Source organism: Rhodococcus sp. (in: high G+C Gram-positive bacteria), from assembly GCF_049299235.1.
GTDB lineage: Bacteria > Actinomycetota > Actinomycetes > Mycobacteriales > Mycobacteriaceae > Rhodococcus.
On record NZ_JBAQXC010000287.1, the window covers coordinates 1 to 26,159 of the forward strand.

Here is a 26,159-nt window from a genome sequence, read left to right on the forward strand (position 1 = left end):
GTCCGGTAGCCGGTGCTACCGGACCGCGCACGAGAGTTATGCGGGGGTGCGGATGATCAGCGTCGAGCCGGGGAAGTACGCGGCCAACTCGGTGCGCGCCTGCTTGAGAGTTGCCGTGCCGTAACCCTGCTTGCGCAGGTTCGCACGCACCCAGATCGCGACGTCGACTTCGGAGCCGTTGAGCTCTCCGAACGCGAAGCCGATGCTCTTCGGCTCGGCACCGGACAGATCTTCGGCCACCAGCCACACGGCGGATTCGTCGTCGATCCGGGCCTCACCGGATTCCCGCTCGGCATCGACTTTCGGGTTGCTGTCGTCGCCGAGCGTTTCGGCGCACCGCTCGGCGAACAGCGCGCGGTCCTCGTCGCTGTGCGTGAACGGGCGAAGCCGGAAGTGTGCCCCGGTTGCGTAGGACCGTTCCGCGGGAGTCCAGGTGAGCACCGCGTCGAGGTCTTCGAGTTCTTCGCGGATCTTCTTGCGTTCGGCCTTCGTCAGACGCCGGAACGGCAGGTTCAGCACCGCTTCGGCGCACAGTTCGTTCGTGTCGAGCAGCCCGGCGATCGTGGTGATCGCCTCGGCCCGGTCGTTGCTCTCGACGATGGCATCGAGTACCTCGTGGCGGCGTTCGAGCGCGCGCAGCAGTGCCGCGGCGATCTCGCGGCGATCGAGTACTTGATCATGATTCGTGGTTGTCACGGTGCGACATCCTTTCCGAAAGCTGGCAGAACCGAACCCAGTATTCCCCGTTTCGGTGACGATCGGGAGAGGAGAAGGTCAATCGCAGAGGACGACGGGGATCGTCCGGTCCGTCCACGCCTGGTAATTGTCGAAATCGGGGTACAGCGCGAGCAGTCGCGGCCAGTATTCGGCTCGCTCCTCCGGGGTCGCGACGCGAGCGCGCATCGTCCGTACCCGCGACCGGATCTGAACGGTCACCTCGGGGTTCGCCGTGATGTTCCGGAACCACAGCGGGTGTTTGGGTAGTCCGCCCTGGGAGGCGACCAGCACCACGCGCTCACCGTCTTCGAGGAACAGCAGCGGCAGCGTGCGTGGCCGCCCTGTCTTCCGGCCCGTCGTCGTCAACAGACACACCGGGATTCCCCACGGAAAGGCACTGCCCACCCGCCACTTTCCACCGATCCGGCCTCCGGTGGCACGATACGACACCACGTTCGCTCGCGACATCCACTTGATGATCGAGACGGTCCACTTCGAGTCGAGACCCGGCGGTGCGGCGGGTGGGGTGCCCATTGTCAGATTCGTTCGATGATCGTGCCGGTCGCGAGTGCGCCGCCGGCGCACATCGTGATCAACGCCGTCGACCCGTCACGCCGCTCGAGTTCGTGCAGTGCCGTGGTGATCAGCCGTGAACCGGTCGAACCGACCGGATGTCCGAGTGCGATCGCACCGCCGTTGACGTTGACCTTGTCCATGTCCGGGCCGTGCACCTGCGCCCATGACAGCAGCACCGACGCGAATGCCTCGTTGACCTCGAACAAGTCGAGATCGCCGATGCTCATGCCGGACTTCTCGAGGACCTTCGCAGTGGCCTGCACCGGTCCGTCCAAGTGGAACTCGGGTTCGGCACCGACGAGTGCCTGCGACACGATGCGGGCACGTGGTTTCAAGCCGAGAGCCTTCGCCTTGTCCTCATCCATGAGCAGCACAGCGGCAGCGCCGTCGGAGATCTGCGAAGACGTTCCTGCGGTGTGGATGCCGCCGTCGGCGACCGGCTTGAGCTTCGCGAGGGACTCGGCGGTGGTGTCGCGCAGGCCCTGGTCGCGGGTCACGGTCTGCTTCTCACCGGTGAGGTTGCCCTCCTTGTCGACGACGGGTGCGACGACCTGCAGCACCTCGCGGTCGAACCGGCCTTCCGCCCATGCCTGCTTGGCCAGTGCCTGGGAACGCACACCGAGTGCGTCGACGTCCTCGCGGGTGATGCCGCGGCGGCGTGCGATTCGTTCGGCGGCACCGAACTGGTCCGGCATGTCGATGTTCCACGACGCCGGGCGACGCGGGCCGGCGTGCTCACCGACATTGGCGCCCAACGGAACCTGCGTCATGGCTTCGATGCCGCAGGCGATGCCGACGTCGATGGTGCCGGTCGCGATGAGACCAGCAATGAGGTGATTGGCCTGCTGCGCGGAACCACACTGACAATCGATGGTGGTTGCGCCCACCTGCCAGGGCAGGCCGGCATGCAGCCATGCCGTGCGAGTGATGTTGTTGGACTGTGCGCCTGCCTGGGTGACGCAGCCGCCGATGACCTGCTCTACGAGAACCGGGTCGATGCCGGCGCGTTCGACGAGTCCGCTCTGTGCAGCCCCGAGGATTTCGGCGGCATGCAGGCCGGCGAGCCAGCCGCCGCGCTTGCCGATCGGGGTTCGTGCCGCCTCGACGATGACTGGTGTGCCCACGGCGGGCTCCTTTCTGCTCCTGTCTTCGCAAAATAGAACAGGTTGCCGAGTTCGACAAGGCGTGTCCGAATAGGTGGGAACCACGGATTCCTTGGTCTGTCGGCACTCCTGTGTTTGAATAGAAGTAGAACGTGTTCCACATCACGACAGTGGTCTACCGGCAAGGGCAGGAGAAAGTTCAGTGGTGGCGCAGCCCAATATCCCCGATGACATCGACTTCACCGACCCCGATCTTTTCGCGGAACGAATGCCGTTCGAAGAGTTCGCAGAGTTGCGCCGCACGGCGCCGGTGTGGTGGAACAAGAAGTCCCCCGACGTGGGTGGTTTCCACGACGAGGGTTTCTGGGTCGTGTCCCGGCACGAGGAGGTTCGCGAGGTCTCCCGTCGCAGCGACGTGTTCTCCAACTGGGAGAACACCGCGGTCCCGCGCTTCAGCGACGACATTCCGCGCGAAGCCATCGAACTGCAGCGCCACATCCTGCTCAACAAGGACGCCCCGGAGCACACCAAGCTGCGCAAACTGGTGGCCCGCGGCTTCACGCCGCGCGCGATCGCCGGACTGCGTGAGGAACTCGAGGCGCGAGCGAACAAGATCGTCACCGATGCCGCAGCGGAAGGCGAGGGCGACTTCGTCACCCAGGTCGCGGCCGAACTGCCGCTGCAGGCGATCGCCGACCTGATCGGCGTCCCGCAGGAGGACCGCGCCAAGATCTTCGAGTGGTCCAATCAGATGACCGGCTACGACGATCCGGAGAACACCGCCGATCCGGCCGCCGCGTCGATGGAGGTGCTCGGGTACGCGTACCAGATGGCCGCTGCCCGTAAGGAATGCCCGGCCGACGATATCGTCACCACGCTCATCGAAGCCGACATCGACGGCGACGAGCTGTTGCCCGAGGAATTCGGGTTCTTCTTCATCGTCCTCGCGGTCGCGGGCAACGAGACCACCCGTAACGCCACTACACACGGCATGCTGGCGTTCCTCGAGCACCCCGAGCAGTGGGAGATGTTCAAGCGCGACCGGCCGAAGACCGCGATCGACGAGATCATCCGCTGGGCCACGCCGGTCACGTCGTTCCAGCGCACCGCCCTCGAGGACACCGAGCTCGGTGGCCAGAAGATCGCCAAGGGCGACCGCGTGGTCATGCTCTACGCGTCGGCAAACTACGACGAAGACGTCTTCGAGAATCCGCGCGAGTTCGACATCCTGCGGGATCCGAACCCGCACTTGTCCTTCGGCGGTACCGGCGCGCACTTCTGCCTCGGCGCGAACCTTGCCCGGATGGAGCTCGAGATCATCTTCAACGCGATCGCCGACCTCGTTCCGGACATCACCAAGCTCGGCGATCCCAAGCGTCTTCGCTCGGCGTGGCTCAACGGCATCAAGGAATTCCAGGTCGACTACAAGACCGAAGGTGGCTGCCCCGTCAAGCACTGACGTCGGCCGCCCCTGGCGATGGGAACCTTCATTCGATCTGACCGGATGAAGGTTCCCATCACCCGTTTCGGGGGAGGGTGAGGCGGTAGAGGTCCCGGGGGGTGTCGATGTCCGCGGCGTCGGCCAGGGCAGTGCAATCCACTCGGTGCACGCGGTCACTGTGCTCGGCCAGAAATGCACGGGCGCCCTCGTCGCCGGTAGCCCGCGCGGCAGCAGCGACCGCATCGACATGGTCGAACACGACCGGATGGCCGGGCCGGCCGTCGAACACCGGGACGGTCATGCGTCCCCGCTCGTGTGCCGACAGCACCGCGTGCACGAGGCCGGACGTGATCCCCGGGAAGTCGACCACGGTTACCGCCACCGTATCGCGATTGCCTGCCGCGTCGATGCCGACGCGCAAGGACGTCGACATGCCTTCGGACCATTCGGGATTGGTCACCACGGTTAGCGTTGCATCGCAGGCCGCGGCCACCGCATCGCCGTATGCGCCGACGACCACCACGATCTCGTCGCAGCCGCCGCCGTGGAGGGCATCGGTGACGGTATGCAGCAGGGAACGGCCGCGATGGGGCAGAAGCGCTTTCGCGCACCCACCCAACCGCGAGCCGTCCCCTGCGGCAAGAACGATCCCGGCCACCGTCATGAAGCCGAGGATACCGGCTACCCGACGGGGCGCGCCGTCTTCATCGCCCGGTCGACCTCCCAGAACGCACGCAGCGACACGATCTTGCCGTCAGCGTCGACCCGGTACACGAACACACCTTCAGCGTCGATGATCGTGCCCGCCAGGGTCGTACGGATCGTGCCGATGTTGACGCATTCGTCGCCGCATACCAGCACGTCGTCGACGAGGAACTCGAGCGTCTCGGTGTTCGCAATCGTCATGTCGTAGAACGCCGCGATAGCGTCCCGGCCGTGATGGCCCTTGCCCTCCGGATCGAAACCGGACGGACCGACCGGGTCCTCCACGCAGCCGTTCTCGGCGAACAGCGCCAGCCACTCGTTCTTGTGCCTGCCGGAGGCTGCGGCCTGCGACGCGCGCGCCGCGATCCGGGCCGGGTGTTCCTCACTCATACCGCGTCCTTCCCATGAATGTACTTGTCTGCGAACCGGAGCAGCGACTCCTGTTTCGCCTCGAGCGGGGAATCGAAACCGTGGCCGTCGAAAATCCAGGGCACCACGATGTTGTCGGTAACGCCTGCGTCCGCGAGTTGCGCATATCCGGACGATCCGAACCGGTCGACGGACACGACCTGGATCTCGAACGGAAGGTCGCCGCGACCGTATTCGACACGCAGCACCCGCAGTCGGTCGATCACGGCCACCAGATCGTCGAACTTGATCATCGCGGATGTCCACCCGTCACCGACGCGGGCCGCGCGCCGCAGCGCCACATCGGTGTGCCCACCGATGTAGAGCGGCACCGGCTTGCTCGGGGCCGGGCTCATCTGCAAACGGTCGAAGTCGAAGAACTCGCCGTGGTGTTCGACCATGCCGCCGCCGAGGATCAGTCGGATGACGTCGATCATCTCGTCGACGCGCTTGCCTCGCCGTGCGTACGGAGCGCCGCACCATTCGAACTCTTCGGGTGCCCAACCGATTCCGACGCCGAACCCGAACCGGTTACCGGTGAGATTGGCAACCGAACCGACCTGCCTGGCCAGCAGGACCGGATTCCTCGAACCCAATTTCAGTACCTGGGTGTAGAACTCGATCTTCGTGGTCACCGCACCCATCGCGGCAGCCGCGATGAGCGGATCGGCCCAGGGGGTATCCTCGGTCCACATTCGAGACCCGTCCGGGGTGTACGGGTAATCGACCGTCTGCTTCTCCATGTAGAACAAGGAGTCCGGCAGCGCGATCGAGGAGAACCCACATTCCTCGGCGGTTTGCGCCAGCGCGGGGAGTTGGTCGAGCGGCGTCATCGCGACGCCGACAGAGAACTTCACGATCTGCCTGTCCCTTCTAGTGCGTCGGACGCTCGGAAGCGACAACCCACATCGAGAAATATTGGGAGCCACCACCGTACGCGTGCCCGAGCGCCTTACGTGCACCGTCGACCTGATGGTCGCCGGCCTTGCCCATCACCTGAATCGCGGCTTCCGCGAAGCGGATCATGCCGGATGCGCCGATCGGGTTCGACGAGAGAACGCCTCCCGACATGTTCAGCGGGATACGGCCTCCGATCGCGGTGTCCCCACCCTCGGTGAGCTTCCAACCGGAGCCTTCCTCCGCGAACCCGAGGTTTTCGAGCCACATCGGCTCGAACCACGAGAACGGGACATAGATTTCGGCGCAGTCGATCTCGGTGAGCGGATCGACGATACCCGCGTCCTTCCACAGCGCGGCGGCTGCGGCGCGCCCTGCGTGTGGGTTCACTTGATCGCGACCGGAATAGGTCGTGGGTTCGGTACGCATTGCGGTCGCATGGATCCACGCGACGCGGTAACCTGAGGATTCTTGGGCCGCAGCGGAATCCGCGTCGCCGATGATGACGGCGCACGCCCCGTCCGAGGAGGGGCACGTCTCGTCGTACCGGATCGGATCCCACAACATCTGGGAGGCTTGCACTGATTCGAGGGTGATGTCGGGTTGCTTCAGATGCGCGTACGGGTTCTTCGCGCCGTTGAGGCGATCCTTGACCGCGACCATCGCGCCGATGTGTTCCGGAGCGCCGGACCGCCGGATGTAGGAGCGCACGTGCGGGGCAAAGTAGCCGCCGGCGCCCGCGCCGACGGGCATCGTGAACGGAACGGGCGTGGACAGCGCCCACATCGCGTTCGACTCGGACTGCTTCTCCCACGAGACGGCCAGCACGCGACGGTGCACGCCGGACTGTACGAGACTGGCGGCGACGTTGGCGGTGGAACCGCCGACCGAGCCGGCGGTGTGCACGCGCAGCATCGGTTTGCCCGTCGCGCCGATCGCGTCGACCATCGCCAGCTCGGGCATCATCGAGCCCTCGAACAGGTCCGGTGCCTTGCCGATCACGACGGCGTCGATGTCGTCCCAGTCGACCCGTGCGTCGATCATGGCGCGGTCGATGGCCTCGCGCACCAGACCCGACATGGAGACGTCGTGCCGCTTGGCGACGTAGTGGGTTTGTCCCGTTCCGAGGACTGCTGCCGGTTGTTTGGCCATGTCAGTTGCGTCCCTCCAGAACGGCTACCAAATTTTGTTGCAGCACAGGGCCGCTCGTCGCGTGCGCGAGTGCCCTGCCGGCACGTCCGTCGATGATCGCCTGTGCGGCGTAGCCGATGCGTTCGAGTCCGCCGGAGAACATCGGGTTACCGGTCAGCGGGCCACCCGACGGATTGATCACCGTGGTGTCGGCGAGACCGATCGCCTCGCGCAGGATGATGTCCTGGTGGGTGAACGGAGCGTGCAATTCTGCGATGTCGAAGACGGTGTCGCCGCCGGTGGCCGCACGTGCTGCGGCCCGCGCCGACGGGGCGACGGTGAGGTCGCGGGCGCCGAGGTTCGGCGAGTCGATGCGATGCTCGATGCCGGTGATCCAGGCCGGGTTCTCACACAGTTCGCGGGCACGGTCGCCGGATGCGAGAACGATCGCGGCGGCACCGTCGGTGATCGGCGCGCAGTCGTGCCTGCGCAGCGGATCGGCGATGAACGGTCGTGTGAGCAGTTCGTCGACGTCGAGGTCGCCGCGCAGTTGCGCCTTCGGGTTGTTCTCGGCGGCAGCGTGACTGCGGACCGCGACCTCGGCCATCTGTCGCTCGGTCCACTTGCCGGATTCGATTCCGGAGCGCGCCTGCAGGCCGGCGAGGGAGAGCGAGTCGATACCGAGCGGTGCGACGAGGTACGGGTCGAGCTGCATGGTGAGGGTGCGACGCAAAGTGCCCGCGGAGGATTTACCGAAGCCGTACACCAGTGCCGTGTCGACCTCGCCGGTGACGAGCTTGACCCATGCCTCGTACAAGGCCCAGGCTGCGTCCATCTCGACGTGCGATTCGTTGATGGGCGGTACGGCGCCGATCGCATCGATCGCCGAGATGAAGGAAAACGCCCGGCCGGCCAGATAGTCGGATGAGCCGGAGCACCAGAATCCGATGTCGGACTTGGTGATTCCAAGATTCTTGTACAATTCTCGAAAGCACGGAATCAGCATTTCGACGCCGTTGGTGGTGCCGGTGGTTTCACGCACATGGGGCGCATGGGTGAAGCCGACGACTGCGATGTCTGTCATGGTTCCCGGCGCTCCCTAGAGGTGGTGTTTGAAAGTGTCGTAGTCCGCATCGGGTTCGCCCGTGGGACGGAAGTATTCGATGTTGCGCAAGGTGTGGCCCCACTCGTCGCGCGGTCGCCACTTGGCTTGAACCCGCATACCCATCCGCACATCGGCGGCGTCGCATTCGAGGATCAGATGCAGGAACGGAATGTCGGCGCCGTCGAGCAGTACGTACGCCGCGACGTAGGGCGGTGTGATCTGTTGGCCCAGAAATGGGACGTTGACGATGCAGAACGTGGTGACGGTGCCTGTGTCGGGCAGTTCCACCTGCTCCTTCGTCGGGATGCCGTCGGTCGGACTCGACCCGCGGGGCGGGATGTAGACCGGGTCGCCGGGGCCCGTGCGTCCGCCGATCAGCTTGCCCTCGGCCAGCCCGCGCAGATAATACGACTCCTCCGCGGAGGCGCTGTGCTGGTAATGCAGGTCGATCGGGGTGGTGATCATCGTGACCGGATCGCCCTCGTCGGCCGGTGTGGCCGCGGCAGCCTCACCGGGTTCGAACGCCGTGATGTCGCGGATGCTGCCGACACGTTCGGTGGCCCAGCGTGCCCGCACCCGCATGCCCGTCTCGATGTTGTCGGGGGAGGCCACGTCGACGGCATGGAGGATCGACGAGTCGGCGCCGTCCACCCGGATGAACGCCCACGCGAACGGACGGTCGAACGGCTGGCCCGGAAGCGGAAGAGCGTTCCACGTCCAACTGACGACCGTTCCGGTCTGCCCGACTTCGACGAAATCCAGCAGTGGCTCATGGGTGACCGGGTCGTATTCCGGCGGCGGAACGAGAACGCGCCCGTCCGATCCGCGCGCCCCGACGATCCGCCCGTCGCGCAGGCCCGTGACGAACGCTCCCACGGTCGGTCCGGTCGATCGGGTGTAGTCGAACGTCAGATTCAGCGGTGCGCTCAGCGGTGGTTCGACGACCGCGCTCTTTCCCAAGGTCACAAGTTCGAGTAGAACAGGTTCTAGGGAGTGAGGCAAGGGTAGCGTCCGACCAGGCCGGCTGTGCACCGGCAACCATTGCGAAAGGTGTCAGATGAAACTGGGATTGCAGCTCGGGTACTGGGGCGCGCAGCCGCCCGCGAACGCACCGGAACTTGTTGCTGCTGCCGAATCCGCCGGATACGACGCAGTGTTCACCGCGGAATCGTGGGGATCGGACGCGTACACCCCGCTCGCCTGGTGGGGATCGGGAACCGAACGATTGCGGTTGGGCACGTCCGTCGTTCAAGTGTCGGCGCGCACACCGACGGCGACCGCGATGGCGTCGTTGACGCTCGATCATCTCAGCGGCGGCCGGCACATTCTCGGGCTCGGGGTGTCCGGGCCGCAGGTCGTCGAAGGCTGGTACGGCCAACCGTTCGCCAAGCCGCTCGCTCGCACCCGCGAATACGTCGATATCGTGCGGAAGGTGCTGGAACGCAAGGAGCCGGTGTCGAGCGACGGGCCGCACTACCCGATGCCCTACACCGGGGAAGGCGCCAGTGAGCTCGGCAAAGCGCTCAAGTCGATCACCCACCCACTGCGCGCCGACATCCCGATCTGGCTCGGCGCCGAAGGGCCGAAGAACGTGGCGCTCACCGCCGAGATCGCCGACGGCTGGCTCGCGATCTACTACTCGCCGCGCCTCGCCCCCATGTACAACCAGTGGCTCGACGAGGGCTTCGCCCGACCCGGCGCCCGAAGCACCCGCGAGAACTTCGAGGTCGCTGCAACCTGCCAGGTCGTGGTGACCGATGACAAGGCCGGCACTCTGGCGGCGCAGAAGCCGACCATGGCACTGTACATCGGTGGGATGGGCGCTCCCGAACTGAACTTCCACGCACAGGTGTATCGGCGCATGGGCTACGGCGCTGTCGTCGACGAAGTGACCACACTGTTCCGAACCGGACGCAAAGACGAAGCGGCAGCGGTGATTCCCGACGACATGGTGGCAGAGACGATGATCGTCGGCAATCGGGACGAAGTGCGCGAGGGCGTGCGCAGGTGGGAGGAGTCAGGGGTGACGATGCTGCTCGTCGCCTGCCGCGACGACGAGCACGTGCGGTCGCTGGCCGACGTCGTGCTCGGCTGAACTCACCACTCCCTCCCACCGGCCACTGTCCGCCTCCGGCGGATCGAGCGAATGTATCGCTCGCCTCACTGGATCGACCGGGTGTACCACTCGCTCACCGGCGGGAGTCGGTGTCGCGGCGCCAGTCCACGGTTCACTCGCGGGGAACAACCACTCGGACGTTCGGCCGGGGACGCGACCGCGCCAGTTCGAAGTGCCGGACCAGTTGATCTGAAACCCGACCCGGACCATCCCGAAGTTCGCTGGGCGCGGTCGCCAGGACGATGATGCCGAGACTCTGCATCCGAGTCCGCCGCTCCATCGTCGTCCGGTAGTCGGCCGGCGAGAGATGCCATGCGAGCGAGTCGATCTCCCACGCCAGCGCGACCTCGTCGATCCAACCGTCCGGACGCGCGACGAAGACACCGTCGGCATCGACGACGTCGCGGTTGAACACCATCTCCGGCAGCCCACTGCGAAGCCACAGCTTCCGAGCGTGTGCTTCCGGCACGGAATGCACATTTGCCGCGACCTCGTGCAGCACCTTTCTCGGGAAGGCCGAACCTCGACCACTTCCTGCCTCGAGTTCCTCCGACAGTTCGGGAACCGACACGGCTCCACGCTGTACGACCTCTGCGATCAACGCACGGGTCATATCGAGGGTCGAGCACCGACGAGCGGCATCGAGAACGGCGCGAACGAGCGGAGCGCAGCGAATTCCCTGGCGGCTCACCTGTTCCGGCATGCGACGCGTGCGTTCCACCTGAACGAAGCCCGTCGACTGGATGCGCTGTTCGACTGGAAGCAGAATGTGGGCGTCCTGACCGTTGCTGTCGAATCCGTACTCGCGCAGCGCGGCACGCCCGGTCAGAATTGCCGTGTCGCCACCGTACATCAACGCCGCGACGGACCGCTGGCGACCCGTGAGCCGTCCGTTCCGAAGGTGGATGATGCCCGGGAGCACACGTTCCCACGGACCGCCGGGTTTGCACCTGTGGTGAATTGCCGAACCCGACACGCCGACCCGCCGCAGTGTCGCGTCCGCGACGATCCCCCGGTTCGCGATTCGGTCCAATGTCCCGGGGTCTTCGCCCCATTCCCCTCGTCTCATGGACCGATCGTGCGACGACGTGCCGACAACGAGTCGCCGAATCCACCGCAATCGCCGAAATTGTGGATAGAACGCACGCCTGTGGACAACTGTCGCGCACCGGCGTTTCTTCCGACCGGCCGCCCCTGAGCGAGTGGTACACCCAGTCGATCCAGTGAGGCGAGCGATACATTCGCTCGATCCGCCGGAGGCGGACAGCGGGAGGCGGACAGCGGGAGGCGGACAGCGGGGTGAGGGTGAGGGTGGTCAGGTGCCGGTGAACTTCGGTGTCCGCTTCTCGACGAAGGCACGGGGGCCTTCCTTGGCGTCGGCGCTCTTGAACACCGCCGCGCCGAGTTCGGCGTCGATACGGAAGGCGTCTTCCTCGTGCATGCCCTCGGTGTCGCGGATCGTCGTGAGTATCGCTTGGACGGCGAGGGGGCCGTTGGCGGCGATGGTTTCGGCGATCTCGAGTGCTTTTTCGAGGGCTTGACCGTCGGGGACGACGTGACCGATCAGCCCGATGTCCTTCGCTTCGGGTGCCTTCAGGTGGCGGCCGGTGAGGAGGATGTCCGCAGCGATCGTGTACGGGATCTGGCGGACCAGCCGAACCGCGGAACCGCCGAGCGGGAACAATCCCCATTTGGCTTCGGACACACCGAATTTGGCGCTCTCACCGGCGACGCGAATGTCGGTGCCTTGAAGGATTTCGGTTCCGCCTGCGATGGCGGGTCCTTCGACGGCGGCGATGAGCGGCTTGCGGAGGCGGCGACCCTTGAGTAGAGCGGGCAGCTTCGACAGATCCCAGTCGCCGCCGTTGCCCTTCCCGTCGCCTCGCCCGAACTTGTCGCCGGGTGCGGACTTGTTCATGCCCTTGAGGTCGGCGCCCGCGCAGAACGCGCCGCCCGCACCGGTCAGGATGGCGACGCGGATGTCGGGATCGTTGTCGACCCGGTCCCACGCCTCGGTCATGATCGCCATCATCTCGCCGGACAGGGCATTGCGGACTTCGGGGCGGTTCATGGTCACAACGAGCACGTGGCCGCGTTGCTCGACGAGGCAGTGCGGCGCGCGATCCGGAATATCCGAAGTTTCGGTGGTGCCGGGAGGCGCGGTAGCGGACACAGGGACTCCTGGGTGTTGTGAATTGGATCTCATTCAGCTCTTGCGATGGACGGTAACACGTTCTACTTTGATGGCGTGGCCCCGAACATCGCAGATCTCGTCGAGCCGGCACACCCGACTGTCCGGTGGGCGCACGAGCAGACCAAGTCGCGTCCCGCGGACGACAGCCGTACGAACAACTCCGCCGCAGTGGCCGGATAGGGGACAGACCGATGCAGACCGATCTGAGCAGGAAATTCGGAATCGACTACCCGATCTTCGGGTTCACCCCATCCGAGCATGTGGCCGCGGCCATCAGCCGCGCCGGGGGGCTCGGGGTGCTCGGGTGCGTGCGGTTCAACGATCCGGACGAGCTCGACAAGACACTGACCTGGATGGACGAGAACAACGACGGTAAACCGTACGGGGTCGACATCGTGATGCCCGCGAAGGTGCCCACCGAGGGTGCCGCGGTCGATCTCGACAAGCTCATTCCCGCCGAGCACCGCACGTTCGTCGAACGCACCCTCGCCGAACTGGGCGTTCCGCCACTCGGCGACGACGCCGAACGTGCCACCGGTGTGCTGGGCTGGCTGCACTCGGTGGCGCGCTCGCACGTCGACGTCGCCCTGGCGCACCGCCCGGCGCTGATCGCCAACGCGCTCGGCTCCCCACCGAAAGACGTCATCGATCTCGCGCACGAACATGGCGTTCCGGTGGCGGCGCTCGCCGGTGCCGTTGATCATGCGAGGCGGCACGTCGAGAACGGTGTCGACATCGTCATCGCGCAGGGATACGAGGCCGGTGGTCACACCGGTGAGATCGCCTCGATGGTCCTGTGGCCCGAAATCGTCGATGCGCTCGGCGATTCCGCGTCGGTGCTCGCGGCCGGCGGTATCGGATCGGGTCGTCAGGTCGCCGCTGCGCTGGCGCTCGGCACGTCCGGCGTGTGGATGGGTTCGTACTGGCTGACCACCTCCGAGTACAAGCTCGGTGGAGCAGACAAGGGCCCCACCGCAATCCAGCGCGCGCTACTCGGTGCGACCTCCGCGGACACAGTGCGCTCACGGATCTACTCCGGTAAGCCGGCCCGGTTGCTCAAGACCAAGTGGACCGATGCGTGGGAGCAGGCGGACGCGCCGTCACCGCTGCCGATGCCGTTGCAGAATATTCTGGTCAGCGAAGCACACCAACGTATTTCGGCGGGCAGCGACGCCGAGGTCGTCGCGATGCCGGCGGGACAGATCGTCGGTCGTATGAACGAGATCCGTCCGGTCGCCGAGATTATCGCCGAACTGGTGGCGGAGTACGACCGGACTGTCGATCGGCTCGACGCCGCTCGATAGCAGACCCGGGGGAGGGTGAGGCGCCCGGGGCGGAGCAATCCGTCCCGGGCGCTTGCCGTCCTTCCCGCCGTGGGCGGCAGGGCAATCAGGGATGTGGAAGAACCTCGACGACGCCGTGCGCACCCCTCTCCGCGTCCGTCATCGCATGCGTGACGAACGGGTAGCGGCCCGGTTCCGGGAACGACAGTTCCACGAATCCACCCTGTGCGGGAAACAACCCGAGTGTCTGTGCTCCACCGGCACCCGGCCTCAGGCGGTAGTCGCCTTCGGACCACACCGTGTCGAACTGCCCGCCGACGACGTGGAACGACGTGCCGCGGTCCGGCCCTGCGGGCAGTACCCAGATGCGAACCCGCTCATCGACTCTCGCCTGCAACGGCGCGTGATCGTACTGGTTCGCATAGCCGTTGAACACCACCAGGTCCGGGGTGCCTGCCGCGACCTTCGCCGCATCTACCTCCGCGCCCTCGTCGCCGAGGTAGAACTCCGATTGCACGAGGACGTACTCGCGGTCCACCGGCGGCAGATCCGGCGGATCGATGATCACCGCACCGAACATGCCGTTGGCGATGTGCACCGACATCGGCATCGTCGAACAGTGGTACAGCCACATTCCGGCGCGAGTGGCGGTGAATCGGTAGACCAGTGACTCGCCCGGCGCGATCGTCCGCATCGGACCGTCCGGGGCGAGCGCACCCGCGTGGAAGTCGATCGAATGTCCGATCGTCCCGTCGTTGACGAGGGTGATCTCGAAGACGTCACCGATCCGTCCGCGCAGGGTCGGGCCGGGAGCGGTACCGCCGAATGTCCACAGCGTCTGCGAGATTCCTGGTGCCACCTCGCGTTGCACCTCCGAGACCGGCAGTGTGATCCGGTGGTCAGCCTGCGGGGACGGTGCGGTCGCGTCGTACGGGACGAACCCGGGGCCGGGGTCGATCATGAGGCTGTGCGACACGTCGACCGAACTCGCGGACGTCGCGGCATCATGACCGGTGTGCGTCATGGGTGCGGCGCCTGCGGCACGGACCTGCAACGTCATGCCCATCTGACGATGCCCGGCCACGGAGCACCAGCCATCGACTGCGCCGCCGATCACTCCGGCATCGAGGACCGCGGATTCTCCCGGTGCGATCCGGTCGGTGCGTTTTCCGTTGGCCAGGACCAGATCGTGCCGGTCCGTACCGGAATTGACGAAGTCGATCACCAGGCGGTCGCCTGCCGGGACGTCGATCACATCGGGTACGAATCGCATACCCTCCACCCGCACCTGCACTTCGGTGGTATTTCCCGTTTCCGCTACCTCGACCGCACGGACACTCGAAATGCCCACGGCCGCAGGATCTGCCGCGACACCTCCGGCTGCTGCGAACACCACCACCCCGACGCCTGCCGCCGCGATACCCAGTCGGCGCGCGGCAGGTACCGACTCGCGTTGTCCCGGAGTGGACGGTACGCCTCGCATGCGGCGGGCCACGAGCACCGCACGCACGACCAGCGGCAGGAACGCAGCGAACGCCACCAACACCAGCACCGAACACACCACCCGCACGAGGCTCGGCACCGGCAGCACGCACAGCAGCAGGCCGGCGTTGGCGACCGACAACCGCCAGGGCGCACCGCGTTCGAGTTCGGTCATCGCGCTCTGCATCGCGGCCCGACCACCGATGACCACGGGAATCAGGTACGTGAGGGCGCCGAGCAGCACCTGCGCGACGAAGCCGGCGAGCAATGCCGCGGTCACCGCGCCCGCAACTTCCGTCGCCTCGAACGGTGTCGCGGCGGTCGCCAGCCCGATCGCCAGGTAGAGCAGCACACCGAACAGCCACAGCACACCGGCCAGTACCGACAGGGTGGCGAAGTCGCTCGGATGTTTGCGGCGGATCTCGCCGATGTGCGGTTCGAGTACGTAGCCGGCGGCGGCGAGATAGCCGAGTACGCCGGCTGCCGTGACGATCGGTTGTCCGACTACCGCACCCGCCACCCCGACGGTGAGCGCGGCCAGCAGCGCGGGCAGGCCGCGGCGTGCCGCATCCTCGACGCGGTGCGCCATGCGGGTACGCAGCATCGTCGGCCACAGGGTGACGAGGGTTCCGAGCACGGTCAGACCAACCCAGCCGAGCACGTTGATGCCTGCGTGCGCGAGGATCAGCCGTTCGTGTAGTTCGCTGGACAACCCCGAATTGGCCATTGCGACACCGATTCCCGCACCGATAGGTAGGAGTGCCGCCGCAGCGATGTAGTAGCGCACGGTGTGACCGAAACGTGAGGGCAGTGCCGAACGCACGCGATGGAGCAGGGTCCAGCTGTGCCACAGGGCAACTGCGGCGACGACGCACCCGCCGATCAGCACCGCCGGCCACCATTCGCAGATCATCCCGGCGACCACGGCGACGGCACCGGCATTGAACACCGCCAGCCGTGCGGTCTCGGCGCGGCGCGACCCGGCGGGGCGTCGCAGCAGCGCGTCGGTGAAGTGTCCACTCCAGACCAGGATCGCATTGCTCACCGCGCCGAGTCCGAGCACGTGCACGAGCAGCCATCCGGACTGCGGGATCCACCGGTGCCCGACGGACACCACGACCAGTGCGGCCAACCATGCGACGACGATCGATCCGGCACGCAGGTGCCAGCTTCCGCGCTCGTTCATGCCGACACCTCCTGGCGGGCGGGGCGCAGCGCAGACGCGGCCGCGACGACGACGAACGCGAGGATCGCGACGATGCCGAGGACGCCGCCGACGGTGACGGCCCACTCCACGCCGCGCACGTCCCCGACCGCGATACGCAGCAGCAGCGACGCGTGCAGCAGCACCGCCGGTCCGTACATGAGCGGGGTGTACGGCAGTGGCCGGCGCACCACTGCGGGCAGGATCACCGGGGCGTGCGCCATGATCATCGAGATCACGAACCCGAGCATCACCGAATGCACGATCGCGTCGTAGGCGCCCGGCACCGCGATGTTCCCGACGCCGGTGATCGGGCCGACGAGCAGCCAGGTCAGAGCGGGGACCGCCAGCCAGCAGTAGCCGGCGAGCAGGCACACGGCCATGTATCGGGTGAGGCCGGTGGCGCGGACCGTGCGGCGTGCGACGTCGAATCGCACGAGCCACGCGACGAGCCCGAGTAGTGCGGCGCCGAGCAGTGCGTAGCCGGCCGTCGGCCACAGCAGGGCCGCGACGGTGCCGGCGACGATCGCGCACGCGATGGTGAGCAGCAGTGGTTCGGCGCGGGTTCCGAAGGTCGCGATCCGGGCGAGTTCGAGCCGTTCGCCCGCGATGGTGAGAATGAGGAAGGTGCACAACCAGGGCAGCAGGTCCGGTACCGGGACGTGGGCGAGCCACAGCAGTGCGGCTCCGGCTCCGAGTGCGGCGCCGGCTGCCTGCACGAGGACCGCGGTGTCGGTGGAGCGCTGCCACAGCGGCACATAGATCGCGACGAGACCCGCCATGCCCGCGACCAGCAGGGTTGCGGAAAGTGATTGCGGTGCAGGGGACATGGTCAGGATTCCGCCGGCGCCGAGCAGGATGGGCGAGAGATATCCGCTGCGCCGGCCCAGCGCGACCGCACGTTCGAGCGCGACGAGGGTGCCGACGAACCCGAGTACCAACAGGATTCCGTGGACTTCGGGCAGTCGTGCGGCGTCGATGGGGGCGGGGAGGCCGAGCAGCAGCAGGGCAGCGTCGAGACCCCCGAGGAGGGCGAGGCCGCCGGGGACGAGCAGTACGGCGCGGCGCGGGACGGGTTTCACCGTGGGCTCCGGTCGGTGTCGGTGTCGGTGTCGGTGTCGGGGGCTGGGCGCTGGGGGATCGGGGGATCGGGTAGGAACAACCGGCAGGCTCCGGGTTCGGCGAACGGCAGCAGATCGAGACCGGGTGTGGTCGCGGCACCGAGCTCGTCGAGCACCCCTTCGATGATGCCCAGGTGCACCTGGCACACGACGCCGGGGTAGCGGCGCGCGGCGCCGAGCAGTGGACATTGGCGCAGTGCGATGCCGCGGGCGCGGCCTCCGTTGCTCGGATCGAATCCGAGGCGGGTGAGCAGGTCGAGAATCGCACCGGGTGGATCGTCTGGGCTGCAGTCGTATTCGCGTGCCAGCTCGTGACCCCAATCTCGGCCGGCGGTGCGGGCGTCGGCTGCCGGGTCGACGCTGGTGCGGGCGATGTGTCCGGCGAGGGCGGTGGCGAGTCCGGCGTATTCGCGACTCGCCGGGGACGGATCGGCTGCGGGGGTGGTCCGGAACAGTTTGGCGGGGCGACCGCGACCGTGTGCCGGTTCGGTGGTGGCTTCGGCGAGTCCTTCGTCGACGAGTGCTTCGAGGTGTTCGCGCACCGTGTTGGGGTGCAGGCCGAGGCGTTCGGCGATGTCGTTGATGCGGGTGGGGCCGTGGCCGCGGACGTCGTCGAGGACGGTGATCCGCTGTGGCGACAGGGCCGGGAGCGACGCCGGTGTGGGCGTCGGCCGGGGACCGAGAAGGAGATCACTATTTTCCACGGAAATAACTGTAGTAAATTGTGTGGTGATCGGCCACCTGCACAAGGAGAGCGGAAAATGACCACCGACAACGTTGTCGTCGCGACCACCGCGGAGGACGCGCACGCCGTCGACGCCATCAAGAATCACCACGCCGAAATCGCCGGCAGAATCGCGATTCTCACGAATGCGCTGCTCGACGCGGCGGAAAGCAACCAGGGTGCCGACGCCGCGCGCCGCGCCGCGGCCGGCTATCTCACCGGCACCCTGCTGCCCCATGCGATCGCAGAGGAGCAGACCCTCTATCCCGCCGCGGCCCGGCGACCCGAAGCCAAGGCACTCGTCGAATCGATGATCGCGGTGCATCGGGTACTCGCGACGCTCGTCGATCGCGTGGAGCGTGAGACTTCCCCGACGCGTGCGGCGGCAGCCGGATACGCGCTACGGATCCTGCTCGACGCGCACCTCGTCGACGAGAACGACCGGATCCTGCCCCTGGTCGCCGCGGACCCGGACGTCTCGCTCGCCGGCATCGTCGCAGGCATGCACGACCTGCTCGGCGCGCACGGCGAGGCCGGTGCGGACGGGGCCGGTGCGGACGGGGCCTGTGGCGGCCACTCCTGCACATGCGGCGAGCAGGACGAACCGGATCCGGTACTCGACGTGCGGGACATCCCGCACGCGATCCGGCACGCAACGGTGTTCGGCGCGTTCGATGCTGTTCCGATCGGCGGGACGCTCGTGCTCGTGGCCCCGCACGATCCGCTTCCGTTGCTGCGCCAACTCGCCGACCGTGCGGGCGGCCGTCTCGGTGTCGACTACGAGGAGCGCGGACCCGAAGCATGGCGGCTGCGGCTGACCAGGGTGTGATCCGCAGGCGGTGTCGGCGTCGGGCCGCGCGCGGGTGGGTACCGTGTGGGTCGACGGCCGGGTCGTGCCCGACACGAGCCGCGTGACGAACGGACTGCGGCAGTGACACAGCACGACGGGGCACAGCGGGATGGTGCACAGCAGGATGCCGGGACATCGGTCGGGGCGGGTGCGCTGGACGGGATCAGGGTGCTCGAACTGGGCACCCTGATCGCCGGGCCGTTTGCCGGCCGGTTGCTCGGCGACATGGGCGCCGACGTCATCAAGATCGAGGACCCGAAGCGGCCCGACCCACTGCGCACCTGGGGGCAGGGCGAGAAGGACGGACACCGGTTCTTCTGGACGGTGCACGCCCGCAACAAGCGGTGTGTGACCCTCGACCTGCGGTCGGCGCAGGGGCAGGATCTGTTCCGCCGCCTCGTCGCGGAATCCGATGTGGTGGTGGAGAACTTCCGGCCGGGAACCCTCGAAGGGTGGGGCCTCGGATACGACGATCTCGCCGCAGTGAACCCGCGGATCGTCCTCGCGCGGGTGTCCGGCTACGGACAGACCGGCCCCAAAGCGGGCCGTGCCGGCTATGCGTCGGTCGCCGAGGCGGAGTCCGGTCTGCGCCACCTCAACGGCTATCCGGGTCAGGCCCCGCCGCGACTCGCCCTGTCCCTGGGTGATTCGTTGGGCGGAATGTTCGCCGTCCAGGGCATCCTCGCCGCGCTCCTCGCTCGTGAACGCACCGGACGAGGGCAGGTCGTCGACGTCGCGCTCACCGAATCCTGCTTGGCCGTCCAGGAATCGGTGATTCCCGACTACGACGCCGCCGGCGTGGTCCGTGGTCCGTCCGGCACCAGGCTGGAGGGCATCGCCCCGTCGAATCTGTACCGCACCGGCGATGACATGTGGATCGTCATCGCCGCCAATCAGGACACCGTCTTCCGACGGCTGTGCGCCGCGATGGACCGGCCGGAGTTGGCCGACGACGCGCGCTTCGCCGATCATCTCGCGCGCGGTGTGCATCAGGACGAACTCGACGACCTCATCGGCGGGTGGGCGCTCGGGTGGACACTCGCCGACCTACTCGGGCATCTCTCGGAATCGGGAGTGGTTGCGGGACCGGTCAACACGGTTTCCGAAGTCGTGGCCGACAAGCAATTCCGGGCGCGCGGCATGCTCGTGGGCCACCACGACGAGCGAACAGGCGTCGACGTTCTCGGTCCCGGGGTCGTCCCCGTGCTCGCCGGGACCCCCGGCGGTGTTCGTCGTGCCGGTGCGCCGGTCGCCGGATACGACAATGCCGCGGTGTGGGGTGGCCTGCTCGGCCTCACCGACCGGCAGCAGGCGTCCCTGAAGGAAGCCGGCACGATCTGATCCGCCGCACGGCGTCACCCGACGGTCGGCGTCACCCGACGGTCGGCGACACCGATTCGAGAGTGTCGGCCAGTTCGTCTGTCAACAGCGAGAATTCGCGGTCACCGCGCTCGCGCAGCCAGACCGGGTCGGGGCAGTGCCAGCGTTCGGCGCTCAACGATCGCGTGAGCACCTTGAACGTCGCGGTGCGCGGGAAGTCCTCGCACACTCGCATCAGGGTCGGCATCTGCTTGGGTCCGAGATCGGGTTGCGAATCGAGAAACCGCGCGAACGCCACCGGGTCGAACGGTGTGTCCGCGGACGGGATCACCGCGGCCATCACCCGATCGCCCACATACCGATCGGGCACCGCGTACACCGTCGCCTGCGCGAATCCGCGATAGCGGAGCAGCACTCGTTCGATGGGCGCCGCGCCGATGTTCTCACCGTCCACGCGCAGCCACCCCGAACTTCGGCCCGCGAAGTAGACGAAACCGTCCGCGTCCCGGAACCCGAGGTCACCACTGTGGTATCGGCCGTTCCGGACGCGTTCGGCATCCGCTTCGGGATTGTTGTAGTAGCCGGCGAACTGCCCCGCCCCGCGCACATTGACGAGTTCTCCGGTGGCCGCGTCGGCGTTGACGATCCGCCCCTGGTCGTCGAACTGGGCGGGCGGGCAGGCGGCGCCGGTTTCCGGGTCCAGAATTTCGACGTCGTCGGGCAGTGCGCCGAGTGAACCGGCCGGTGCTCCCGGGGTCGCCGCGATCGAGATCCCACCCTCGGTGGAGCCGAACCCGTCGACCACCACCGCGTCGAATCTCCGACGGAACTCCGCGATCGCGGGCGCGGTTCCCTCGTTGCCGTACATGATCTTCAGCGTGTTGTCGCCGTCCTGCGGCGTCTCCGGAGTCGCGACGATGTACGACAGCGGCTTGCCCACGTAGTGGGCGTAGGTGATCCCGAACCGGCGCAGGTCGGGGAGGAACCCGGATGCGGAAAACTTGCGGCGCATAGCGGCCGAGCATCCGCCGGCCAGTGCGACCGCCCAGCCCGCCATCATGGCGTTCGAGTGGAACATCGGCATCGACAGGTACACCACATCGTCGGCGCCGAGCCCGAACCGCTCCGCGAGCATCCGGCCGGGTGCGGTGATTTTCGCATGGGTGCACCGCACGGCCTTGGGATCACCACTGGTGCCGGACGTGAAGATCAGCATGAACAGATCGTCGGGGGAGACTTCGGCGGCCTCGGGCGCCGAATCATGGTGCGGCTCGAGGAGGTCGGCCCATTCGGGTGAGTCGACCACGATCACCCGGACGTCACCGAGATCGAGGCCGTCGAGCAGGTTCGCGTGTGCCCGTTCGGTGAACACCACCTGACAGTCCGCGAGCGTGATGTCGCGGGCGAGCGCATCGCCGCGCCGGGTCGTGTTCAGGCCCGCGACGACGGACCCGGAGAACGCGGCCCCACCCAACAGCAGCGAGAACTCGGGGATGTTGTCCATGAGGATGCCGAAGTGTCGAGGCCGGTCCGCATCGAGCAACACACGCAGCAGCGCCGCGCGGTCGTGGCTGCGCTGCACGTGCTCGCGCCACGACACCGACAGGTCCTCGAATCGCAGGCCCCGGTCGTCGACCTCGGACATCGCGGTGAGCAGTGCGGCCACCGTGGGTATTTCCGTCATGGGTCCATCCTCGGGGCAGGCCGGAGCAGGAGTACAGGCGGCATCTCGACGAGCGGGACCGGGTCAGGCGGGTGTCGACGCGAGTTCGGCGCCGAGGGACCGCAGTTGCGTCGTCGCCGAACCGAGCAGGAACTCGTGGTGCTTGGCGGCCAGGAAGTATCGGTGGACGGGGTGGTCCTCGTCGAGCCCGACACCGCCGTGCACGTGCACCGCGGTGTGCGCGACGCGGTGGCCGGCGTCGGCGGCCCAGAATGCCGCGGTGCGCAGTTCGCCGGTGTCGGGAAGTCTCTCAGCGATCCGGAAAGCGGCCTGCCACAGGGTCAGTCGCACTGCCTTGACGTCGATGTAGGCGTCGGCGAGTCGCTGTGCGACGGCCTGAAAACTGCCGATGGGGCGATCGAACTGGACTCGCTCGCGGGCGTACTCGGCGGTGAGTTCGAGTGCGCGTTCGAGCACGCCGTACTGATAGGCGGCCGAGCCCAGCAGGGTCCGGTCGCGCAGCCGGGCGGCAACCTCGGCGCCGGTCGTTCCGAGCGCCCGGTCGGCGGCGACCCGCACTCCGTCGAACGCGACGATGCCGGTGCTGCCGAAGTCGGTGGTGGACTGGCGAGTCACCGTCACACCCGGCGTACCGGCATCCACGACCAGGACCACGACGTCCCCCGCCTCGGTGACGGCCGGCACCAGGAACGCGTCCGCGATCGGCGCCGCATCGACGACGATCTTGGTTCCGGTCAGGGTCCAGCCCGCATCGTCTGCCTCGGCGCGGGTCGCGGGCGTGGTCGGGTCCTCGTTCAATTCCTCGGTGAGGGCGGCGGCGAGGACGATCTCACCGCTCGCTGCCCGCTCACCCCACTCGGCCCGCTGGACGTCGGTACCGAACTCGGCCACGGTCGAGGCGCACGCCACGATGGAGGTCAGGTAGGGAACGGCCGCGACACCACGGCCGAGTTCGGTGCAGATGCTGATCTGCTCGAGCGGACCGAAATCGTCGCCCCCGACCGATTCGGGGAGAGCGGCACCGAGCACACCGGACGACGCGAGCGCATCCCACAGCGCATGGTCGATCCGGTCGTCGGCGACGTCGAGTTCGCGCAGGTGTTCGTTGGTGACGATGTCCGTCACGATGCTGCGGGTGAGGCCCGCCAGATCCTGCTGTGCCTCGGTGAGCGTGAAGTCCACTGCGGCGATCCTCTCGTGGTGTGCTCTCGTGGTGTGCTCTCGTGGTGTGACGGTATGGTCAGCGCTTCGATGGGGGCTGCGCGAGGGCGGACATGGCGATGATGTCGCGCTGCACCTCGTTGGTGCCGCCGCCGAAGGTCAGGATCAGCGAACTGCGGTGCATGCGTTCGAGGCGGCCGCGCAGCAGTACGCCGGGCGTGTTCTGCCGGAGTGTCGCGGCGGGGCCGAGCGTCTCCATGAGCAGGCGGTAGGCCTCGGTGGCGAACTCGGTGCCGTAGACCTTGTTCGCCGATGCGGGCGCGGGTCCCAAGGGGTCGGTGCCCGAAGCGATTTCCCAGTTCATGAGCTTGAGGTAGTCCGCCTTGGCGTGTACTCGCGCCAGGTTGATCTGGACCCACTCCTGGTCGATGACACGTCGGCCGTCCGGCAGGGTGGTGTTCTGCGCCCAGACGCGGACCTCGTGCAGCGCGGTGAGGATGGGTCCGGCAGAGGTCAGCGCCACGCGTTCGTGGTTGAGCTGGTTGGTCACGAGCGCCCACCCGCCGTTCTCCTCGCCGACGAGCGCCGACGCCGATACCCGCACGTCCTGGTAGTAGGTGGCGCTGGTGTCCGGCCCCGCCATCGTGTGCACGGGGGTGTACGAGAAGCCTGCCGCGGTGGTGGGCACGATGAGGACACTGATCCCCTTGTGCTTCTTGACATCCTGGTTGGTCCGGCACGCGAGCCACACATAGTCGGCGTAGGCGATGAGGCTGGTCCACATCTTCTGGCCGTTGACGACCCACTCGTCGCCGTCGCGAACCGCGGTGGTCCGCAGTGACGCCAGGTCGGTGCCTGCGCCGGGCTCGGAATAGCCGATGGCGAAGTGCAGTTCCCCCGCGGAGATCTTCGGCAGGAAGAAGTCCTTCTGTTCGCGGGTGCCGTAGTGCATGATCGTCGGCGCCACCGAGTTGATGGTGAGGAACGGGACCGGCGCGCCGGCGACGGCGGCCTCATCGGTGAAGATCAACTGTTCCAGGGCGGAACGGTTCTGTCCGCCGTACTCCTCGGGCCAGCCGAGGGTGAGCAGGCCGTCCTTGCCCATCTGCTGGACCACCTCGCGGTACACGTTGCCCGCGCCGTATTCGCCGGTCGTCGCAGACAGGGCGGCGCGCCGCTCCGGCGTCATCAGATCGGCGAAGTACGCGCGCAGTTCCTCGCGCAGCTTCTGCTGCTGCGGGGTATAGGTGATATTCAACGAACCGCTCCAATCGTCGCCATGGGGGACGGGTCGCGCAATGTGTCCGAATCATTGCACAGAACTGGAACGCGTTCTAGCCTTACCGGCAAGGTGCCGTCCGGGGTGGGCGCCCCGGCAGGGTCGGTGCACATGGAGAGCGAGGGTTCGAATAATGGATATCAAGGTCGACTTCGATCGATGCGAGGCGAACGGCGTGTGTGTGGGAATCGCGCCGGACCTGTTCGACCTGAACGACGACGACGAACTGACCGTCGCGCACCCGGTTCCCGAGGGTCGTGAAGCCGACGCGCGTGAGGCGATCAGTCAGTGCCCGCGCGCTGCGCTCACGGAGGTCTGACGACCCGCTCTTGCCAGGAATGAGAACGCGTTCTACATTCCGACGGTCTCCGGTTTCGTTTGCCGGAGCCCCGGGCGCCGGGCGCGCCCGATGCGGTGGCCGAAGGGCCGGATACGAACAGGCGGACCGGAAGGGTTCGCCGAGGTCGCGAGGAGTGCGGGTTCATGAGTGTTGACGGCAGAACTGCCGATTCCGAGAACGTCACCGGTCCCGAAGGGATCGATCTCACCGGCAAGGTCGCGGTGGTGACCGGCGCCGGCGCGGGCCTCGGTCGCGCCGAGGCGGTGGCGCTCGCACAGGCCGGTGCGACGGTGATCGTCAACGACCTCGCCGAGACCGACGATGTTCAGGACACGCTCGAGCAGATTCGTGCGATCGGCGGCGACGTCGCGTTCGTGGCGGGCAGCGTCGCCGAGCGTGCGACGGCCGATGCGCTGGTCTCCACCGCGCAGGATCGGTTCGGCAGCCTCGACATCGTCGTCAACAACGCAGGCGTCGTGCGGGACCGGATGCTGCCCAACATGTCCGACGAGGAATGGGACACCGTGGTCGCCGTGCATCTGCGCGGGCACTTCCTGTTGTGCCGCAACGCGGCCGCATACTGGCGCGCCAAGTCGAAGGAGGTCGGGGCGCCGGTCTACGCGCGTATCGTCAACACCGCCTCCGAGGCGGGCCTGCTCGGTCCCGAGGGGCAGGCCAACTACGGCGCCGCCAAGGCAGGCATCATCTCGCTCACGCTGTCCGCTGCGCGCGGTCTGTCGCGGTACGGCGTGCGAGCCAACGCGATCTGCCCTCGTGGCCGGACCGCGATGACCGAGTCGGTGTTCGGCGCGGCACCCGCCACCGAGGTCGATCCACTGTCGCCCGAGCACGTCGGCACGCTCGTGTCGTATCTGGCGTCGCCGGCAGCCGAGCGCGTCAACGGTCAGGTCTTCGTCGTCTACGGGCCGATGGTCGCCTTGATGGCGGCGCCTGTCGTCGAACAGCGTTTCGATGCCGAGGCGCAGTGGACTCCGGAGACGCTCGCGCAGGAACTCGGTGGCTACTTCGAGGATCGTGATCCGGCGAGGATGTTCTCGGCATCCGAGCTCCTGAAGCTCTGACGTCGCGGGAGGGGCCGGATCCGGGGGCGAGCAAGAATTTCCGTAACTCCCCGTGACAGACACCACTCCGCTCGGATGCGATTCCGCAGTCTGCCGTCGGCCCGGACGGGTCGGCGGCTTTCTCGGACGCGAACCGCCGTCCGGCGCTTCGGTTCTCAATTTGTGAAACACGTTCTGCTTTTCGGACCGGGACCTGCGCTGCCGATGAGGAGATTCCCGGTGCGGCGGGCATCGGG

Annotated in this window: 25 protein-coding genes; 8 read left to right on the forward strand and 17 right to left on the reverse strand. The window is 67.2% G+C overall.

What is annotated here, in order from left to right; genetic code table 11:
* Positions 1-36 precede the first annotated feature (36 nt).
* The 3 genes from WAX14_RS16755 to WAX14_RS16765 all read right to left on the reverse strand — a co-directional run bounded on the left by WAX14_RS16755 (position 37) and on the right by WAX14_RS16765 (position 2,417).
* Positions 37-696 carry a GNAT family N-acetyltransferase gene (locus WAX14_RS16755; protein WP_422629180.1) on the reverse strand — a complete coding sequence of 220 codons (660 nt, stop codon included), beginning with the start codon at positions 694-696 and terminating at the stop codon, positions 37-39.
* Positions 697-774: 78 nt separating this feature from the next.
* The gene (locus WAX14_RS16760) at positions 775-1,251 is read right to left on the reverse strand and encodes a nitroreductase family deazaflavin-dependent oxidoreductase (protein WP_422629181.1); all 477 of its coding nucleotides are present in this window, start codon (positions 1,249-1,251) and stop codon (positions 775-777) included.
* A 2-nt stretch (positions 1,252-1,253) separates the two neighbouring features.
* Positions 1,254-2,417: a steroid 3-ketoacyl-CoA thiolase gene (locus WAX14_RS16765; protein WP_422629182.1), complete on the reverse strand. Its 1,164-nt coding sequence runs from the start codon at positions 2,415-2,417 to the stop codon at positions 1,254-1,256.
* A gap of 184 nt (positions 2,418-2,601) precedes the next feature.
* Here WAX14_RS16765 and WAX14_RS16770 point away from each other — a divergent pair, with 184 nt between their 5' ends.
* Entirely contained in the window at positions 2,602-3,855 is a 1,254-nt protein-coding gene (locus tag WAX14_RS16770) for a cytochrome P450 (protein ID WP_422629183.1), read from the forward strand.
* A 58-nt stretch (positions 3,856-3,913) separates the two neighbouring features.
* On the opposite strand, the gene WAX14_RS16775 is transcribed toward WAX14_RS16770, so the two are convergent.
* Genes WAX14_RS16775 through WAX14_RS16800 form a run of 6 tightly spaced genes read right to left on the reverse strand, consistent with a single transcriptional unit; the run spans position 3,914 to position 9,049 of the window.
* Positions 3,914-4,501, reverse strand: a complete 588-nt coding sequence (locus WAX14_RS16775; RefSeq protein ID WP_422629184.1) for a nucleotidyltransferase family protein — start codon at positions 4,499-4,501, stop codon at positions 3,914-3,916.
* Positions 4,502-4,518: 17 nt separating this feature from the next.
* Positions 4,519-4,932, reverse strand: coding sequence for a nuclear transport factor 2 family protein (locus tag WAX14_RS16780; RefSeq protein ID WP_422629185.1), 414 nt, complete (start codon positions 4,930-4,932; stop codon positions 4,519-4,521).
* The gene (locus WAX14_RS16785; protein ID WP_422629186.1) at positions 4,929-5,807 is read right to left on the reverse strand and encodes a TIGR03619 family F420-dependent LLM class oxidoreductase; all 879 of its coding nucleotides are present in this window, start codon (positions 5,805-5,807) and stop codon (positions 4,929-4,931) included. The genes WAX14_RS16780 and WAX14_RS16785 overlap by 4 nt, the downstream gene beginning before the upstream one ends.
* Positions 5,808-5,823: 16 nt before the next feature.
* Positions 5,824-6,999: a thiolase domain-containing protein gene (locus tag WAX14_RS16790; protein ID WP_422629187.1), complete on the reverse strand. Its 1,176-nt coding sequence runs from the start codon at positions 6,997-6,999 to the stop codon at positions 5,824-5,826.
* Position 7,000: 1 nt separating this feature from the next.
* Complete coding sequence (locus tag WAX14_RS16795) at positions 7,001-8,062, reverse strand: thiolase domain-containing protein (RefSeq protein WP_422629188.1); 1,062 nt, start codon at positions 8,060-8,062, stop codon at positions 7,001-7,003.
* Positions 8,063-8,077: 15 nt separating this feature from the next.
* Entirely contained in the window at positions 8,078-9,049 is a 972-nt protein-coding gene (locus WAX14_RS16800) for a Zn-ribbon domain-containing OB-fold protein (protein ID WP_422629189.1), read from the reverse strand.
* 91 nt (positions 9,050-9,140) lie between these two features.
* Here WAX14_RS16800 and WAX14_RS16805 point away from each other — a divergent pair, with 91 nt between their 5' ends.
* Positions 9,141-10,178 carry an LLM class F420-dependent oxidoreductase gene (locus tag WAX14_RS16805; protein ID WP_422629190.1) on the forward strand — a complete coding sequence of 346 codons (1,038 nt, stop codon included), beginning with the start codon at positions 9,141-9,143 and terminating at the stop codon, positions 10,176-10,178.
* Between the two features lie 133 nt (positions 10,179-10,311).
* Here the strand turns inward: WAX14_RS16805 and WAX14_RS16810 are convergent, their stop codons facing one another.
* Both WAX14_RS16810 and WAX14_RS16815 read right to left on the reverse strand, forming a co-directional pair.
* Positions 10,312-11,268 (reverse strand): hypothetical protein, encoded by a 957-nt coding sequence (locus WAX14_RS16810; RefSeq protein ID WP_422629191.1) that lies wholly within the window; start codon positions 11,266-11,268, stop codon positions 10,312-10,314.
* A 246-nt stretch (positions 11,269-11,514) separates the two neighbouring features.
* Entirely contained in the window at positions 11,515-12,405 is an 891-nt protein-coding gene (locus WAX14_RS16815) for a crotonase/enoyl-CoA hydratase family protein (protein ID WP_422629192.1), read from the reverse strand.
* A 42-nt stretch (positions 12,406-12,447) separates the two neighbouring features.
* Between WAX14_RS16815 and WAX14_RS16820 the strand changes: the two genes are divergently transcribed.
* Complete coding sequence (locus WAX14_RS16820) at positions 12,448-12,573, forward strand: hypothetical protein (protein WP_422629193.1); 126 nt, start codon at positions 12,448-12,450, stop codon at positions 12,571-12,573.
* Positions 12,574-12,584: 11 nt separating this feature from the next.
* A complete protein-coding gene (locus WAX14_RS16825; protein WP_422629194.1) occupies positions 12,585-13,697 on the forward strand; it encodes an NAD(P)H-dependent flavin oxidoreductase in 1,113 nt (370 codons plus the stop codon).
* 85 nt (positions 13,698-13,782) lie between these two features.
* On the opposite strand, the gene WAX14_RS16830 is transcribed toward WAX14_RS16825, so the two are convergent.
* Genes WAX14_RS16830 through WAX14_RS16840 form a run of 3 tightly spaced genes read right to left on the reverse strand, consistent with a single transcriptional unit; the run spans position 13,783 to position 18,187 of the window.
* Entirely contained in the window at positions 13,783-16,344 is a 2,562-nt protein-coding gene (locus WAX14_RS16830; RefSeq protein WP_422629195.1) for a multicopper oxidase domain-containing protein, read from the reverse strand.
* Positions 16,341-17,444, reverse strand: a complete 1,104-nt coding sequence (locus tag WAX14_RS16835) for a hypothetical protein (protein ID WP_422629196.1) — start codon at positions 17,442-17,444, stop codon at positions 16,341-16,343. The genes WAX14_RS16830 and WAX14_RS16835 overlap by 4 nt, the downstream gene beginning before the upstream one ends.
* A complete protein-coding gene (locus WAX14_RS16840) occupies positions 17,441-18,187 on the reverse strand; it encodes a helix-turn-helix transcriptional regulator (RefSeq protein WP_422629197.1) in 747 nt (248 codons plus the stop codon). The genes WAX14_RS16835 and WAX14_RS16840 overlap by 4 nt, the downstream gene beginning before the upstream one ends.
* A 57-nt stretch (positions 18,188-18,244) precedes the next feature.
* Here WAX14_RS16840 and WAX14_RS16845 point away from each other — a divergent pair, with 57 nt between their 5' ends.
* Positions 18,245-19,036 (forward strand): DUF2249 domain-containing protein, encoded by a 792-nt coding sequence (locus WAX14_RS16845; protein WP_422629198.1) that lies wholly within the window; start codon positions 18,245-18,247, stop codon positions 19,034-19,036.
* Between the two features lie 183 nt (positions 19,037-19,219).
* Complete coding sequence (locus WAX14_RS16850) at positions 19,220-20,398, forward strand: CaiB/BaiF CoA transferase family protein (protein ID WP_422629237.1); 1,179 nt, start codon at positions 19,220-19,222, stop codon at positions 20,396-20,398.
* A gap of 31 nt (positions 20,399-20,429) precedes the next feature.
* On the opposite strand, the gene WAX14_RS16855 is transcribed toward WAX14_RS16850, so the two are convergent.
* The 3 genes from WAX14_RS16855 to WAX14_RS16865 all read right to left on the reverse strand — a co-directional run bounded on the left by WAX14_RS16855 (position 20,430) and on the right by WAX14_RS16865 (position 24,480).
* Positions 20,430-22,061: a long-chain-fatty-acid--CoA ligase gene (locus tag WAX14_RS16855; protein ID WP_422629199.1), complete on the reverse strand. Its 1,632-nt coding sequence runs from the start codon at positions 22,059-22,061 to the stop codon at positions 20,430-20,432.
* A 63-nt stretch (positions 22,062-22,124) separates the two neighbouring features.
* The gene (locus WAX14_RS16860) at positions 22,125-23,243 is read right to left on the reverse strand and encodes an acyl-CoA dehydrogenase family protein (RefSeq protein ID WP_422629200.1); all 1,119 of its coding nucleotides are present in this window, start codon (positions 23,241-23,243) and stop codon (positions 22,125-22,127) included.
* Positions 23,244-23,301: 58 nt separating this feature from the next.
* Positions 23,302-24,480 carry an acyl-CoA dehydrogenase family protein gene (locus WAX14_RS16865; protein WP_422629201.1) on the reverse strand — a complete coding sequence of 393 codons (1,179 nt, stop codon included), beginning with the start codon at positions 24,478-24,480 and terminating at the stop codon, positions 23,302-23,304.
* A 154-nt stretch (positions 24,481-24,634) separates the two neighbouring features.
* Here WAX14_RS16865 and WAX14_RS16870 point away from each other — a divergent pair, with 154 nt between their 5' ends.
* Together WAX14_RS16870 and WAX14_RS16875 are read left to right on the forward strand one after the other, a co-directional pair.
* Positions 24,635-24,820, forward strand: coding sequence for a ferredoxin (locus WAX14_RS16870; RefSeq protein ID WP_422629202.1), 186 nt, complete (start codon positions 24,635-24,637; stop codon positions 24,818-24,820).
* Positions 24,821-24,984: 164 nt separating this feature from the next.
* On the forward strand, positions 24,985-25,923 hold the full coding sequence (locus WAX14_RS16875; protein ID WP_422629203.1) for a 3-oxoacyl-ACP reductase: 939 nt from the start codon (positions 24,985-24,987) through the stop codon (positions 25,921-25,923).
* The last annotated feature ends 236 nt before the right edge of the window (positions 25,924-26,159 follow it).

Bases quoted from the DNA above. Each gene is read 5' to 3' on its own strand.
- WAX14_RS16760 (WP_422629181.1), bottom strand. From the start codon at position 1,251: ATGGGCACCCCACCCGCCGCACCGCCGGGTCTCGACTCGAAGTGGACC.
- WAX14_RS16775 (WP_422629184.1), bottom strand. From the start codon at position 4,501: ATGACGGTGGCCGGGATCGTTCTTGCCGCAGGGGACGGCTCGCGGTTG.
- WAX14_RS16780 (WP_422629185.1), bottom strand. From the start codon at position 4,932: ATGAGTGAGGAACACCCGGCCCGGATCGCGGCGCGCGCGTCGCAGGCC.
- WAX14_RS16790 (WP_422629187.1), bottom strand. From the start codon at position 6,999: ATGGCCAAACAACCGGCAGCAGTCCTCGGAACGGGACAAACCCACTAC.
- WAX14_RS16795 (WP_422629188.1), bottom strand. From the start codon at position 8,062: ATGACAGACATCGCAGTCGTCGGCTTCACCCATGCGCCCCATGTGCGT.
- WAX14_RS16805 (WP_422629190.1), top strand. From the start codon at position 9,141: ATGAAACTGGGATTGCAGCTCGGGTACTGGGGCGCGCAGCCGCCCGCG.
- WAX14_RS16810 (WP_422629191.1), bottom strand. From the start codon at position 11,268: ATGAGACGAGGGGAATGGGGCGAAGACCCCGGGACATTGGACCGAATC.
- WAX14_RS16815 (WP_422629192.1), bottom strand. From the start codon at position 12,405: ATGAGATCCAATTCACAACACCCAGGAGTCCCTGTGTCCGCTACCGCG.
- WAX14_RS16825 (WP_422629194.1), top strand. From the start codon at position 12,585: ATGCAGACCGATCTGAGCAGGAAATTCGGAATCGACTACCCGATCTTC.
- WAX14_RS16830 (WP_422629195.1), bottom strand. From the start codon at position 16,344: ATGAACGAGCGCGGAAGCTGGCACCTGCGTGCCGGATCGATCGTCGTC.
- WAX14_RS16845 (WP_422629198.1), top strand. From the start codon at position 18,245: ATGACCACCGACAACGTTGTCGTCGCGACCACCGCGGAGGACGCGCAC.
- WAX14_RS16855 (WP_422629199.1), bottom strand. From the start codon at position 22,061: ATGACGGAAATACCCACGGTGGCCGCACTGCTCACCGCGATGTCCGAG.
- WAX14_RS16870 (WP_422629202.1), top strand. From the start codon at position 24,635: ATGGATATCAAGGTCGACTTCGATCGATGCGAGGCGAACGGCGTGTGT.
- WAX14_RS16875 (WP_422629203.1), top strand. From the start codon at position 24,985: ATGAGTGTTGACGGCAGAACTGCCGATTCCGAGAACGTCACCGGTCCC.